Source organism: Flavobacterium sp. ACAM 123 (assembly GCF_000264055.1).
Lineage (GTDB): Bacteria > Bacteroidota > Bacteroidia > Flavobacteriales > Flavobacteriaceae > Flavobacterium.
Genome location: NZ_AJXL01000021.1, coordinates 1 through 14705 on the forward strand (window position 1 = coordinate 1; position 14705 = coordinate 14705).

15 protein-coding genes and 1 pseudogene are annotated in these 14705 nt (G+C 35.0%); 8 read left to right on the forward strand and 8 right to left on the reverse strand.

The annotated features are described in order from the left end of the window. Positions 1-373: 373 nt before the first annotated feature. Together A3SG_RS0105505 and A3SG_RS0105510 are read right to left on the reverse strand one after the other, a co-directional pair. A complete protein-coding gene (locus tag A3SG_RS0105505) occupies positions 374-1627 on the reverse strand; it encodes an aspartate kinase (protein WP_016989023.1) in 1254 nt (417 codons plus the stop codon). A 55-nt stretch (positions 1628-1682) separates the two neighbouring features. Then, positions 1683-2165, reverse strand: coding sequence for a GNAT family N-acetyltransferase (locus A3SG_RS0105510; protein ID WP_016989024.1), 483 nt, complete (start codon positions 2163-2165; stop codon positions 1683-1685). 168 nt (positions 2166-2333) lie between these two features. Here A3SG_RS0105510 and fbp point away from each other — a divergent pair, with 168 nt between their 5' ends. Next, entirely contained in the window at positions 2334-3353 is a 1020-nt protein-coding gene (gene fbp, locus A3SG_RS0105515) for a class 1 fructose-bisphosphatase (protein WP_016989025.1), read from the forward strand. Positions 3354-3430: 77 nt separating this feature from the next. On the opposite strand, the gene A3SG_RS0105520 is transcribed toward fbp, so the two are convergent. Next, the gene (locus A3SG_RS0105520; RefSeq protein WP_016989026.1) at positions 3431-3859 is read right to left on the reverse strand and encodes a fructose 1,6-bisphosphatase; all 429 of its coding nucleotides are present in this window, start codon (positions 3857-3859) and stop codon (positions 3431-3433) included. A gap of 195 nt (positions 3860-4054) precedes the next feature. Between A3SG_RS0105520 and A3SG_RS19205 the strand changes: the two are divergent. The 3 genes and pseudogenes from A3SG_RS19205 to A3SG_RS0105535 all read left to right on the forward strand — a co-directional run bounded on the left by A3SG_RS19205 (position 4055) and on the right by A3SG_RS0105535 (position 6649). Continuing rightward, a pseudogene (locus A3SG_RS19205) lies at positions 4055-4647 on the forward strand (HupE/UreJ family protein). A gap of 1 nt (position 4648) precedes the next feature. Continuing rightward, on the forward strand, positions 4649-5080 hold the full coding sequence (locus A3SG_RS0105530) for a deoxycytidylate deaminase (protein WP_029596629.1): 432 nt from the start codon (positions 4649-4651) through the stop codon (positions 5078-5080). Further along, positions 5081-6649: a S41 family peptidase gene (locus A3SG_RS0105535; RefSeq protein ID WP_016989028.1), complete on the forward strand. Its 1569-nt coding sequence runs from the start codon at positions 5081-5083 to the stop codon at positions 6647-6649. It begins immediately after the preceding gene. Positions 6650-6719: 70 nt separating this feature from the next. Here the strand turns inward: A3SG_RS0105535 and A3SG_RS20715 are convergent, their stop codons facing one another. From A3SG_RS20715 to A3SG_RS21515, 5 genes are all read right to left on the reverse strand, one after another. After that, on the reverse strand, positions 6720-6992 hold the full coding sequence (locus A3SG_RS20715; RefSeq protein ID WP_016989029.1) for a hypothetical protein: 273 nt from the start codon (positions 6990-6992) through the stop codon (positions 6720-6722). Continuing rightward, positions 6965-7303: a lysophospholipid acyltransferase family protein gene (locus tag A3SG_RS19210; protein ID WP_029596630.1), complete on the reverse strand. Its 339-nt coding sequence runs from the start codon at positions 7301-7303 to the stop codon at positions 6965-6967. The genes A3SG_RS20715 and A3SG_RS19210 overlap by 28 nt, the downstream gene beginning before the upstream one ends. A 243-nt stretch (positions 7304-7546) precedes the next feature. Beyond that, positions 7547-8152 (reverse strand): FAD-dependent oxidoreductase, encoded by a 606-nt coding sequence (locus A3SG_RS0105550; protein WP_016989030.1) that lies wholly within the window; start codon positions 8150-8152, stop codon positions 7547-7549. 2 nt (positions 8153-8154) lie between these two features. Then, positions 8155-8358: a hypothetical protein gene (locus A3SG_RS0105555; protein ID WP_016989031.1), complete on the reverse strand. Its 204-nt coding sequence runs from the start codon at positions 8356-8358 to the stop codon at positions 8155-8157. A 317-nt stretch (positions 8359-8675) separates the two neighbouring features. Continuing rightward, on the reverse strand, positions 8676-8852 hold the full coding sequence (locus tag A3SG_RS21515; protein ID WP_157485322.1) for a hypothetical protein: 177 nt from the start codon (positions 8850-8852) through the stop codon (positions 8676-8678). A 579-nt stretch (positions 8853-9431) separates the two neighbouring features. On the opposite strand from A3SG_RS21515, the gene A3SG_RS0105560 reads away from it, so the two are divergent. The 4 genes from A3SG_RS0105560 (at position 9432) to A3SG_RS0105575 (ending at position 14673) form a co-directional block, all read left to right on the forward strand. Beyond that, a complete protein-coding gene (locus A3SG_RS0105560; protein WP_016989032.1) occupies positions 9432-9998 on the forward strand; it encodes a DUF3109 family protein in 567 nt (188 codons plus the stop codon). A gap of 264 nt (positions 9999-10262) precedes the next feature. Continuing rightward, positions 10263-11240: a ribonucleotide-diphosphate reductase subunit beta gene (locus A3SG_RS0105565; protein WP_016989033.1), complete on the forward strand. Its 978-nt coding sequence runs from the start codon at positions 10263-10265 to the stop codon at positions 11238-11240. 221 nt (positions 11241-11461) lie between these two features. After that, positions 11462-13879 carry a ribonucleoside-diphosphate reductase subunit alpha gene (locus A3SG_RS0105570; protein WP_016989034.1) on the forward strand — a complete coding sequence of 806 codons (2418 nt, stop codon included), beginning with the start codon at positions 11462-11464 and terminating at the stop codon, positions 13877-13879. 293 nt (positions 13880-14172) lie between these two features. Next, entirely contained in the window at positions 14173-14673 is a 501-nt protein-coding gene (locus tag A3SG_RS0105575; protein ID WP_016989035.1) for an RDD family protein, read from the forward strand. The last annotated feature ends 32 nt before the right edge of the window (positions 14674-14705 follow it).

Below are 14705 nucleotides of genomic sequence, written 5' to 3' on the forward strand. Positions count from 1 at the left end.
AAGTTTTTTATTTTGGCTTATTTATAGGTGCGGCACTTGGTGTTATTGCGTATTGGTATGATTAAGATCTGTAGATAATTTAATTTTTAAAATTTTTATGCCCTTATATTATCTTATTAATCAGTTTAATAATTGGTGCAGCAGCATTTTTTTTACTTCCTAATTTACAAAATCGGCAAAACTTAATATTAAAGAAATGAAATTAAAAATATATATTTAATAGTTTGTATAAGTATAGCAGCTTTAATAATAAAATCATAGTGGAAAAGATAGTGCCGCGCGAGAAAAAGAAATCTTGAAACCACGATTAAATCTTTTAAATAACAAATAAAGGAAGCTCGAGCTTCCTTTATTGTTTTTAGAGTATTATACCTTACTCGCTGGTCACAATTTGCATCGTTTCTGTACTGATCTGTTTTAAAACTACCTTTTTACCATTTTCTACTGTTTGGGCAGCGGAGTCATTAAAGTGTCTAATCGTATATAAAGTTACATTTGGTGTGAAATCTACTTTGAATTTTTTTGATAAAATAGCATTTAACTCGTTGAAATTGTCAAATTTATCTTCGACACATACCGAGAAGCTAATAGCGGTATTTTGAATTAAATTTACTTTCAATTTAAATTCATGGAATAAAGAAAATATTTCACTGATGTTCTCTTCCATAATAAAGGAGAAATCTATGGAGGATAGCGAAATTAATAATTGGTTTCTTTTAACGATAAAGCAAGGTAAATAAGGCTCGAGATTTACTCCTCTTGATACACTTGTTCCTTTTAATAAGGGGTTGATAAAGGATTTTACATACAAGGGTATTTCCTTTCTTTGTAAAGGCTGCAAAGTTTTTGGGTGGATAACCGTTGCGCCGTAAAAGGCTAATTCAATGGCTTCACGGTACGAAATCTGATTCAATAAACTGGCATTCTCAAAATAGCGGGGATCAGCATTCATAACACCCGGAACATCTTTCCAGATGGTGACGCTCTCAGCATTCAAACAATACGCAAAAATGGCAGCCGTATAATCAGAACCTTCACGCCCTAATGTTGTGGTGAAATTATTTTCATTAGAACCCAAGAACCCTTGGGTAATGTTTAATGTTTTTCTTTTAACATTTTTCGAAATATTCTTATGGGTAAGATCCCAGTCCACTGTGGCATCTCTGTAATTAGAATCTGTTTTTATGAAGTTTCTAACATCAATCCATTGGGTGTTTATACCCATATGATTCATGAAATGGGCAAGAATAGTGGTCGATATCAACTCGCCATAGCTTACGACTTGATCATAAACAAAATCGTAGTTTGGGGATTTGTTGTGTGCTAAAAAATAGTCGAGATCATTAAACTGTGTTTTCACAGCAGTGAAAACAGAATGGGTATCATCCTCAAACAAATCTAATAGAATATGGTTGTGGTATTTTTTTACTTCTTGAACAGAGGATTGTAATGATGAAGACTTGTCGAAATAATCTTTTATAACGACTTCAAGAGCGTTTGTGGTTTTCCCCATTGCAGAGACAACTAATAAAACATCCTCATAACCTACTCGTTGTAAAACATTATAAACGTTTTTGATTCCCTCAGCATCTTTTACAGATGCACCTCCAAATTTGAATACTCTCATAATAATAAAAATTCCAATTTTTTAAATTCTAAATTCCAGCGGTGTAAATGGAACTTTATTTCTTTAGCTTGTTTTCAGCAAATTGATTGACTCCTTCTTCGTCCATTTGTACCACATACCAATCTCTAAGTACTTTGGCCCCGGACTTTTCATAAAAATCAATTGCCGGAGTATTCCAGTCTAGAACATTCCATTCCACTCTGCGTACTTGATCTTTTTTACCTTGTTTGATAATTTCTGAATACAAGGCATAACCAGCTCCTGTGCCGCGCATTTTTTCTTTGACCACTAAGTCTTCTAAATGTATTGTTTTACCTTTCCAGGTAGAGTAACGATAATAGTATAAAGCAATTCCAATAATTTCCGATTCTACTTCAGCGACAAACACATGAAATAGAGGAGTAGGGCCAAAGCCATCGCGAATTAAATCATCAACATTTATTAATACGGCATCTGGTTCCTTTTCGAAATTGGCTAATTCTTGAATTAATTCGAGAACAGCGGTCATATCTTCGGGGGTTCCTTTTCTAATAATCATAAATTCGTGTTTTAAAGGTCAAAAAATTAAATTAAAGTTTTTTAGACTCGTAATTTAGGTATTATATCAGCAAATATACAATAGTGACAAACTAAGTAAATTTTATTCAATTCATTTTCACAAAAAAAGCGATATTTGTGACTTCAAATTAACTACAACGATGTCGTAATGAAAGAACGCAACAAAACCCTAGGGGAATTTATTATTGAAAACCAAAATGCTTTTCAATATTCGTCAGGAGAATTATCCCGAATCATCAACTCTATTCGATTAGCAGCCAAGGTGGTCAATTATAAAGTAAATAAAGCGGGTCTTGTTGATATAATAGGTGATGCCGGGATACAAAATATTCAAGGGGAAGACCAGCAAAAATTAGATGTCTATGCCAATGAAGCTTTTATTCAAACATTAATAAACCGTGAAATTGTATGTGGGATAGCCTCTGAAGAAAATGACGACTTTATTACTGTTGAAGGGAGCGACAATAGTCACAATAATAAATATGTTGTGTTAATGGATCCACTTGATGGGTCATCTAATATAGATGTGAACGTTTCGTTAGGGACTATTTTTTCTGTTTATAGAAGAATAACTCCACTTGGAACTCCCGTGACTATAGATGATTTCTTACAGCCTGGAACAAGTCAAGTTGCTGCAGGGTATGTAATTTATGGGACCTCCACTATGATCGTTTACACAACTGGTCATGGCGTGAATGGCTTTACGTTAAATCCTGCAATTGGAACTTTTTACTTATCACACCCTAATATGAAGTTTTCTGAAGATGGGAATATTTACTCCATCAATGAAGGTAACTATGTGCACTTTCCACAAGGGGTTAAAGATTACATTAAATATTGCCAATCAGAAGAAGAGGACAGGCCCTATACTTCCCGTTACATAGGAAGTCTGGTTTCTGATCTCCATAGAAATATGATTAAAGGCGGAATTTACATTTACCCAACAAGTACTAAAGCGCCAAAGGGCAAACTACGTTTGTTGTATGAATGCAATCCAATGGCTTTTATTGTAGAGCAGGCAGGTGGAAAAGCATCAGATGGATTTGGACGAATAATGGAAATTCAACCAACTGAATTGCACGAACGGGTACCATTTTTCTGTGGTAGTTACAATATGGTTTTAAAAGCAGAAGACTTTATGGACAAAGCAAAACTAAGCAAATACTAAAGAAATAAAAAGAGCCCTAAATTTTTAGGGCTCTTTTTATTTATGGTAATATTATGTGTTTTCTAGGATGTTAAAATTTATAGATGTTTTGCCATTTCAGAAACGAAATCATCAATATCTGTTTTGTTATCAACTAATAAAAGTGCTTCAGCGACAACTACGTCTACATTTTGTAGCGTGAAACCTATTCCTAGACACAGTTTTTTCAGCATAACTTCTTGGGTGTCACCTAAAAGGTGGTCTACACGGACTATTCTGGCTAAATCGTACAAACGCTCTAACCTCATTGAATTTAAATAAGGAGGGTTGATAGGGTACTTTGAAGGGTTTTCTAAAATCTCTTCATATTCCGCTGAAGAAATTTCAAGCCTAATGGCTAATTTGTCTAAAAATTCTTTTTCTTCCGGAGCAAAAAAACCGTCTGCTAATGCTAATCTAACTATCGACGAAAAGTGACCTTTGTTTCTTTGTTTGAATTCGCTATCAAATAAATCTGAAAATGACATAATTAATTTTATTTTTTATTGCTGCAAATATAAATTATTTTTTAAACTAATAAATTATTTTGGTTTTAAATTTTATTTTATAATTATGGCTGTAATTTATTAAAATATAAATGTAGGATTTGGGTCTTCAATTCCATCGTTTTCAAAATAAATCGTAAGTTTACACTCCCTTTATCAACTATAATCATAGGAGCTATGTCAGAATTTTTGATTTATTTTCAAATAGGATTAAAGCACGTTTTAGATATTCGTGCTTACGATCATGTTTTGTTTCTGATTGCGCTGGTTGTGCCCTTTTCTTTTAAAGATTGGAAACGAATCATACTTTTAATCACGCTTTTTACGATAGGTCATACAATGGCTTTAGTGCTTTCTGTATTCGGGATTATTGCCGTTAAAGTAAATGTAGTCGAATTGTTAATCCCAATTACCATATTGATTACTGCCTTCTTTAATTTGTTTACCGCTGGTAAGTCAAATAAAAAAGAAAGTATAAATTTAATTTTTTTGTTACTCTTTTCTTTGGTATTGTACACGGATTAGGATTTTCGAATTATTTTAAGGCGATCCTTGGCGGAAGCGCTACTTCAAAGATATTGCCTTTAGCAGAATTTGCGGTAGGAATTGAAGCAGCACAAATTATTGTGGTTTTTATAGTCTTGATTATATCGTATATTGTACAAACTGTTTTTAGATTTTCTAAAAGGGATTGGACTTTGGTGATGTCCGCATTTATAATAGGGGTAGTATTACCGATGATAATCGAAAATGAAATTTGGACGAGATAAAATGGAAGCAAAAAAATTAAATAGATACGACAAGGCTTATCTTAGGATTGCTACTGAATGGGGTAGTTTGTCTTATTGTAAACGAAAGCAAGTAGGGGCAATCATCGTTCGTGATCGCATGATAATCTCAGACGGATATAATGGAACGCCAAGCGGTTTTGAAAACTGCTGTGAGGATGATGAAGGCCTGACACGATGGGATGTTTTACACGCGGAAGCAAATGCTATCCTAAAAGTAGCACGATCCACGCAGTCTTGTGAAGGATCCACGCTGTACATAACGCTTTCGCCCTGTAAAGAGTGCAGTAAGTTGATACATCAATCCGGAATAAAAAGAGTGGTGTATCACAAAGGATACCGTGATGATTCTGGGATTCAGTTTTTAATAAAAGCTGGTGTGATTGTTGATCATATTTCAATATTAGAAGAATAGATGAAAACTAACGTTAAATACCTACCCATCCTTATTGGTGCAACTCTTGCGCTAGGAATCCTGATTGGCGGGTGGTTAAATGCTGTCAACGGAAATCATTTTTTGGTAGAAAACAGTTCTAAAACTAAAATTAATAAGCTGATTGACTTTATAGACAATGAATATGTCGATAACATAAACACAGATTCTATTGTAAATATTACAGTTGACAATATTCTAAGTCATCTCGATCCGCATTCTGTCTATATTTCTCCAAGTGAACAAATCCAGGTTGCCGAGAGCATGAAAGGCGACTTTGTGGGGATTGGTGTTAATTTTTATATGTACAAAGATTCTGTGGCAATTATCAGACCTATTGAGAATGGTCCTTCGGCTAAAGCAGGAATACAGGCAGGGGATAGAATTTTATATGCCGATAAAACAAAATTGTTTGGACGTAAATTACCCAGTGACAGTCTTTTTTCGAAATTGAAAGGAGAACAAGGTTCTGTGGTGGAGCTTACTATTTATAGAAAATCTGCTGATAAGAAAATAAAACTCAAAATAAAGCGAGGGGTTATTCCTTTAAAAAGTGTCGATGTGGCAGTACTTTTAAATGATAGTACCGGCTACATAAAAATCAACCGTTTTGCAGAAACCACCTTTGAAGAATTCACAAACGGGTTGTCCAAATTAAAAAAGGAAGGAGCAAGAGCACTTGTAATTGATCTACGAGATAATGGAGGCGGCTATATGGAAGAGGCAATCGACATTGCTGATGAATTATTAAAAGACAAGCAATTAATTGTTTTTACCAAAAATAAAAAAGGTAAAATACAAAAAACATTTGCGACTAAAAAAGGCGCTTTTGAAACGGGAAAGGTATTTGTACTGCTAAGTGAAAACAGTGCTTCGGCGAGTGAAATTCTGGCAGGGGCGATTCAAGATAATGATAGGGGGACCATTGTAGGTCGTCGTTCTTTCGGGAAAGGGCTGGTACAACGTGAAATGGATTTTGACGATGGTTCTGCGGTTCGATTAACTGTCGCGAGATATTACACTCCCACAGGGCGTTCAATACAAAAGCCCTACATCAAAGGGAATGAAGAATATTTTAATGAGTCGGAAAAGCGTTTTGAGAACGGTGAATTATACGAAAAAGATAGTATTAAAGTAGCAGACAGTTTAAAATTCAAAACACCGAAAGGGAAAATCGTTTATGGTGGCGGCGGTATTGTTCCGGATATTTTTGTTCCACTCGAAATAGAGCATGGCAATGAAAATACAGTGTACTTGATGAAGTCTGGAATCGTGGTAAATTTTGTTTTCGAGCAATTGGACAAAAGTAGAATTACTTTTAAGGGGTTGTCATTTATACAGTTTAAAGATAAAATGGACACGACCGATGTGTATTTTAACACTTTTCAAAAATTCCTTCTGAAAAATGGATTAGATATTAATTTATCGAAAAACAAAGCCATAGTGAAGCGTTATCTCGCAGCTGAATTTGCCCGACAATTGTATGGAGAAAGTAAGTATTACGAAATTATTTTAAAAGAGGATGCCATGGTTAAGGCAGTTTTTAAATAGGATATTCAAGCGCATAACAAAAAGCAATTGCGGTTTCTAACCTTGAATACTGTATTGCAATGTAATACGGCTATCTTTTAACTCCTACTTCCTTTTTTAAGTTGTCCCAGTCTTCTCGATAACGAATTAGTTCGTTGTCGATTAAACCTTTCGATGTGTGCAACAGAAACTCGACATCATCAGAATATAAAGGATCAAAATACGTCAATTTTATCTCAGTGCTGCGTTTTCCAAAATATTTTATAAAATGAGAGAGGAATGTGTCATCGTCAACAAATACATCTGTTATTACCTTATAGTCCATTGCAATAGGGATTACATCTGCTTTAATCTTTGTAGCCATTGCAAATGATCCGTAATTAAAGGCGATTGTAGTGGGTGAAATATCTGTTGTTCCTTCAGGAAAATTGATGACAGAATATCTTTATTAAGCGCTTCTTTAATTTTTTCAAAGGTGTTTTGTCTGCTTTCAGGATCTTTTCTATCAACAAAAATTACTCCTGAAATTTTACACAAATATCCTATGAGAGGCCATGATTCAACTTCTTTTTTTCGTACAGGAAAGGTGTGCCGGTGATGCAACGTCACTATGGGGTCAAAATAGGAGCGGTGATTAGCTACAATCAGCCCATGCACTGCCGGGAGGACTTCCATAAATAGGAAGACGGATGCCAAGCAGATAGTTAAGTATTCTTATTATAAAATCACGAAACAGCAGTGCATTTCGAGAAGTTGTTTCTTTACTCCAAAATAAACTGACTAAATAGAAAAGAATAGATAGCAAAGAAATAGAGAAGATAAAAAGGAATAGTCTGGTTAATCCTATTATTTATGACAACATAATTTGTTTTATAAAAAAGATAAAATTACCATTATTTCCGCATAATTAAGTGAGCCTTATCTAATACTATCGTGAATGTGGGTCTGAACACCGTTATTCCAAAGAGTAAGTATATCTGTAGCTACTGCAGCACCACTGCCCGCCGCAATGGAAAGTTGACTTCTCCATCCCGCAAGAGTTCCTGCTACGTAGATGCCCTCAGTCACTTTATGATCATTATTGTGCAATTGGATTCTTTGTTTTTCCGGCAATGATTTTTGATGTGGTTCGACAAAAGACATTAACCCATCTATTGAAAAAGTATTTGATGCGCCAATAGCAACTACGATTATTTTAGATTTATACGTATTTTTATTCGTCGTTATCGTAAAGTCCGGGGATTGCCCTTCAATTCGCAAGATTTTTTCTTTTGGTATTTGAGTGATACTAGGGTAGAGGTGGGATAAGTGTTCGGTGCTTTGTACTAACAAATCAGAGCCCAATGCTCCTATAGGGATCCCATATGCATTGTTAAAAACAGCTTCTTGGAGTGAAGATGATTTTTGATGAGTGAAAACTCCAATTTCTTTATCGGTTGCAAAATTTTTATCTTTAGCAGAACCTAAGACAAGAGCACAAGATATTCCGGAAACCCCTCCGCCAATAATTAGAACGTCAAACATAGTTATAGATTGTCGTTCATTTTTTCTTCAAGTTTTTTAGACATTCTAAAAATCAAAAGAATTAAAACAGCGCAAAATGAAGCTCCAATTCCAATAAATGCTACCATGCTGTCTCCCTGAAACGGATGACTAAAATCTAGCAATGTGATATTGAAAATAATAAGTCCCAGCGCTAGAAACACTAGTATGTTAGTAAAGATTTTCATAATATGGTTTTTTTGCCTGAATTGTAAAAGAGATGTATTAGGAATATATTAAATTAAAAAATATGTCTTAAAAAATCAGATCAGATTCACAGGCTACATTAGGCAGTAAATTTATAAAAAAAATCAGTAGAGAAACAAACCTTTAACATTAGTTTTGAATAATTTAACAGCTGTAGAGACAAGGATAACAACAAAAGTCCTACCAATAAACGTCACGCTGTCTTTTCACAACATCCTTATAATTTTAGGAAATGGTTTTAGATTACTACGAGGTAAACGGATATTCAAAGCGATGGCAATCCAATTATTTATAGAATTTATTTGAGGTCGTAGGTAGTGTAAAAAGTAATCCGTATTGTTCTTGGAACTAATGCAATTGGTCTGTTGTTAGCATCGTAAAGGGGGAATTGCCTGAACCGTTTTTGAGGGCGCAAGACAACGGTGGCTTTTACTGGATAAAACTGGATAAAACTGGATAAAAAGTCTATCATCATAGTAGTCACCTTCTAAAAATTGCTACCAATGAGTAGGACAACAATAATAAAATGGGATGCTGCATCAAGCCAATTTTTGTGTTAGTCCAAAGCATCTGGTTTGCTACGAATGGCTTGCCGTGATTTTTCACTGTAATGCGAAAATAGTATAATTCAATTGGTCTATTTTGCATTTACGATAGGTAGCAAAGTCACTTTTTAGCCTCCAGTTGCTCAGTTTCGACTTCATGATAAAGCAAGACGGATATCAATTTTGATTGCAAATAGATTAAACAGTGCTATTTTAAGAGTAATCATGTTCCTAATGCTTTGCTTGATCGTCTGGTTTTTATTGGTATTCTTAGTTTACAGTGTTGAGTTTTGGTAAAAATAAAAGTATTTCCGAATGTGATTATTTTCCTTAAGTACGAATTCAACTAAGATTTCCTTCGGAGTAATAATCTGTAGCAATCGATAAGATGAAATTGAAAAACGGCTGCGGTATATATTTTCCAGTGTATATAAAAAGCAACATTTAACAGATAGGCTTTCTCTCAGTTTGACTACCTTTGTACTTTATAATCACAGTACCCCACAATAATGTTTCAATTAGGAAAGACCATCGTTTCAGAAGATATTTTAAGCAAAGATTTTGTTTGTAATTTAACAGCCTGTAAAGGCGCTTGTTGTGTTAACGGTGACGCCGGAGCACCCCTAAGTCAGGATGAAACAAAAATTTTAGAAGAAATTTATCCAAAAGTAAAGCCGTTCCTGCGCAAGCAAGGTATTGCAGTTATCGAATCTCAAGGTACTTCGGTAGTAGGCACAGATGGCGAACTTGAAACGCCACTAATTGACGACCAAGATTGCGCTTATGTCATTTATGACGGTAAAACAGCTCTATGTGGGATTGAACAAGCTTATAATCAAGGAGTAATAGACTGGAAAAAACCTGTTTCCTGTCATTTATATCCAGTCCGTGTAAAAGACTTCACTGAATTTGCCGCTGTCAATTATGACAAGTGGGATATCTGTGATCCAGCCTGTTCCTTAGGCCAAGAACTTGAAGTTCCCGTATACAAATTTGTCAAAGAAGCTCTGGTTAGAAGGTTTGGCGAAGACTGGTACTTAGAACTTGAAAAAGTAGCCGAGGGGATGAAAAAATAATTCTAAGAAAACTCAAATCTTTTTTATCGTGCTCCGTTTTTAAATCCCTATGTTTTACAGTGCTTTAGTAGCGATTGTAAAATGTAAAACATTGATTTTAAATCGTTTGTAGTTTTATGAAAAATCTTACCTTTTTTAATGTTTGTTCAAAACTATGGCCAATTGTGGATAAGTTTGGCTTTTAATTATGGCAATATTTTACAATCTTTGTAAACCACGAAATACTCAAGAATTCGTTAAAATCTCAAAAAAAAAACAACAACAATGTCACAAATTGAACCAATTTTACAAGAGAATAAAAATCGTTTCGTAATTTTTCCTATTAAACATCATGATATATGGGAATGGTATAAGAAGATGGAAGCTAGTTTCTGGACTGCAGAAGAAATCGACTTGTCTCAAGATTTGAATGACTGGAATAATAAGTTAAATGATGATGAAAGATATTTCGTGAAACACATCCTAGCTTTTTTTGCAGCTTCGGATGGAATTGTAAATGAGAACCTAGCAGAAAACTTTGTTAACGAGGTGCAATATGCTGAAGCAAAATTCTTTTATGGTTTCCAAATTATGATGGAGAATATTCATAGTGAGACTTATTCACTATTGATAGATACCTATGTAAGAGACGAAGCTGAAAAAGACAAACTATTTAATGCGTTGGAAGTTTTTCCAGCTATAAAGAAAAAAGCAGACTGGGCATTACAATGGATAGAATCTGATTCGTTTGCAGAGCGATTAATCGCTTTTGCTGCCGTTGAAGGAATTTTCTTCTCAGGAGCTTTTTGTTCCATTTATTGGTTAAAGAAGCGTGGCTTGATGCCAGGTTTAACATTTTCCAATGAATTAATATCTCGCGACGAAGGAGTACACTGTGATTTTGCGGTCCATTTGCACAACCATCATTTGATTAATAAAGTGCCTAAAGACAGAATTAGAAGCATTATTGTTGATGCTTTGAATATAGAGAGAGAATTCATCACAGAATCTCTTCCTGTAAGTTTGATAGGTATGAATGCTGTCTTGATGACACAATATTTAGAATTTGTTGCAGATAGACTATTAGTTGAACTAGGTTGCGAAAGAGAATACAATACTACGAATCCATTTGATTTTATGGATATGATTTCTCTTCAAGGGAAAACAAATTTCTTTGAAAAGAAAGTGGCCGAATATCAAAAGTCAGGAGTTATGAATACTGATGGAGAAGCCCAAAAAATATCTTTTGACGCTGATTTTTAATTTCTAGAAGCAAAGCAACTAAACTCCAAATTAAATTGTCAGCTTAGTTTTAGCAGAAAAATTATAATAATCTAAACTTTGATTCCTCGCGTCTATTCGACAAGTGGAGCTAAATTACTGAAGCATAAATACATTGTGCCTAAGCGCCTTAGTGGCCAAAATTAAATAACAAATAACAAGAAACAGCGAAGGGATTTACTGTTTTAAAAACCAACAAAAGTATGTACGTAGTAAAAAGAGACGGCCACAAAGAGCCGGTAATGTTCGACAAAATCACAGATAGAATTAAAAAACTATGTTATGGTTTGAATGATTTAGTGGATGCCGTTAAAGTGGCGATGCGAGTAATTGAAGGACTTTATGATGGGGTTTCTACGTCAGAATTAGATAATTTAGCAGCGGAAACAGCAGCTTCGATGACTATTGCGCATCCAGATTATGCACAATTAGCAGCGAGAATCGCGATTTCAAACCTGCACTCCAATACAACAAAATCATTTTCGGAAACAATGACCGAAATGTTTGAATATGTGAATCCAAGAAACGGACAATACGCTCCGTTAATTGCTGATGACGTTTATAAAGTAATTCAAGATAATGCGGAGTTTTTAGACTCACATATCATTTACAACAGGGATTTTAATTACGATTATTTCGGATTCAAAACATTAGAACGTTCTTATTTGCTTAAGATAAACGGGAAAATAGTGGAGAGACCACAACACATGTTAATGCGTGTTTCTGTTGGGATCCACTTAGATGATTTAGAGTCGGTTCTAGAAACCTATGATCTAATGTCTAAGAAATTCTTCACACATGCGACACCAACATTGTTTAATGCTGGAACACCAAAACCTCAAATGTCTTCTTGTTTCCTTTTGGCTATGCAAGATGATAGTATTGACGGGATATACGACACGTTGAAACAAACGGCAAAAATCTCTCAATCAGCAGGTGGAGTAGGGCTTTCTATTCATAATGTTCGCGCGACAGGTTCTTACATTCGTGGAACAAATGGAACCTCAAATGGTATTGTTCCTATGTTGAGAGTATTTAATGATACAGCACGTTATGTTGATCAAGGTGGTGGTAAGCGTAAAGGAAGTTTTGCTATCTACATCGAAACATGGCATGCGGATGTATTTGATTTCCTAGATTTGAAAAAAAATACAGGAAAAGAAGAGATGCGTGCACGGGATTTATTCTTTGCCATGTGGACTTCTGATTTGTTTATGAAAAGAGTTCAGGAAAACGGAAAGTGGACTTTAATGTGTCCCAGCGAATGTCCTGGGTTATACGATGTATATGGTGAGGAGTTTGAGAAAATGTACATTGGCTATGAAGAAGCGGGTAAAGGAAGAAAAACAATTAAAGCACAGGAATTGTGGGAGAAGATTCTAGAATCTCAAATTGAGACTGGAACACCTTACATGTTATATAAAGATGCTGCTAATCGCAAGTCAAATCAAAAGAATTTAGGAACTATTCGTTCGTCAAACTTGTGTACTGAAATTATGGAGTATACTTCTCCTGATGAGGTTGCTGTTTGTAATCTAGCGTCACTTTCATTACCTATGTTCGTGGACAACGGTACCTTTGATCATCAAGCGCTGTACAACGTAACGAAACGGGTAACTCGAAACTTGAATAGAGTGATCGATAGAAATTACTATCCGGTAAAAGAAGCAGAGAATTCTAACCTGCGTCACAGACCAATAGGTCTTGGAGTACAAGGGCTAGCGGATGCTTTCATCATGTTGCGTTTGCCTTTTACAGGTGATGAAGCTAAAAAGTTAAATCAAGAAATTTTTGAAACCTTATACTTTGCTGCCGTAACTGCATCTATGGAATTGGCAAAAGTGGAAGGACCGTACTCATCATTTGAAGGGTCTCCAATCTCTCAGGGAGAGTTTCAGCACAATCTTTGGAATATTAAAGATGAAGATTTATCAGGCCGTTGGGACTGGGCAGCATTAAGAAAAGAAGTAATGGAGCACGGAGTACGTAATTCACTACTAGTTGCGCCAATGCCTACTGCTTCTACTTCTCAAATTTTAGGGAATAACGAAGCATTCGAACCTTATACGTCTAATATTTATACCCGTCGTGTATTGTCTGGTGAGTTTATCGTGGTAAACAAACATTTATTACATGATTTAGTAGATCTTGGTTTGTGGAATGAAACTATGAAACAGGAACTAATGAGAAATAACGGATCTGTTCAAGATTTAGATATTCCTCAAGACTTGAAAGACTTGTATAAAACAGTTTGGGAAATGTCGATGAAAGACATTATCGATATGTCACGTCATCGCGGATATTTTGTAGATCAATCACAGTCATTGAACTTGTTTATGCAAAATGCCAATTATTCAAAACTAACTTCTATGCACTTTTATGCATGGCAGTCTGGATTGAAAACCGGAATGTATTACTTGAGAACGAAGGCAGCAGTTGATGCGATTAAGTTCACGTTGAACAATGATAAAAAAGTAGAACCAGTCGAAGTGATGTCAAAACCAGCTCCGGAAGTAGCTCCAGTAGCTGTGGAAGCGGAGATGAGTTCTGAAGAGTACAGAGCGATGATTGAATTAGCTAAAAATGCAGGTCCAGACGATTGTGAAATGTGTGGGTCCTAAGTAGGGAATAAAATAAAGAGTAAAGAGAAACAGCTATCAATTATTTGGTAGCTGTTTTGTTTTTAGGAGCTATTTCCAGCTTTCCGTTTCAATCTTTTTATTTTTAAAGAAAAAATAAAAAGGATTTTCACTGCAATCTGGGCTAGGTAGGTAATGGGAGAAGCAGTATTTAGAAGCCAAATTGAAACACATAATAATGAATATTCTGATTAATTTTTTAATATTAAATGCTTATATTTGAGTAGGTTACTATGGGATTTATTCTTTTTTAATATCTAAAAAAAACTGATACTATGAAAAATAAAACATTTACAATTACAAATGACTTACTTGCGACTCGAGGCCAACGTTTTCTTAATTTCAGTATTGATTTAGTATTCTTATACATTATCATTCTTAGCATTGCGACAACTATTACCTTGGTTGCCGAGATAGCGAAAAAATTTACGGTTTCTGCTTGGGTCGAAACGATGTCAATTGGAGAAATTGTCTTTTATAGTTTGTTGATTATGGTAGTATACTATAGCCTTACTGAAATCTATTTCTCTAGGACTATTGCGCAACTGATTACTAAAACAGTTGTGGTTAAAAAAGACGGTTCAAAACCGGATATTAAAACGTTTTTGATACGCACGCTTTGTCGGTTTATTCCGTTAGAGCCTTTTTCCTTCCTTGGAGCCTTTCCACGAGGCTGGCACGATACGCTCTCGGAGACCTATGTGGTGAAAAGAAAGAGACTTGCTAAAAGTAGACGTTTTTTTAATAATCCAGAAGAATTTGGAAAACTAGAATAATAAAAAGCCCTACCGCTTATAAAGTGACAGGG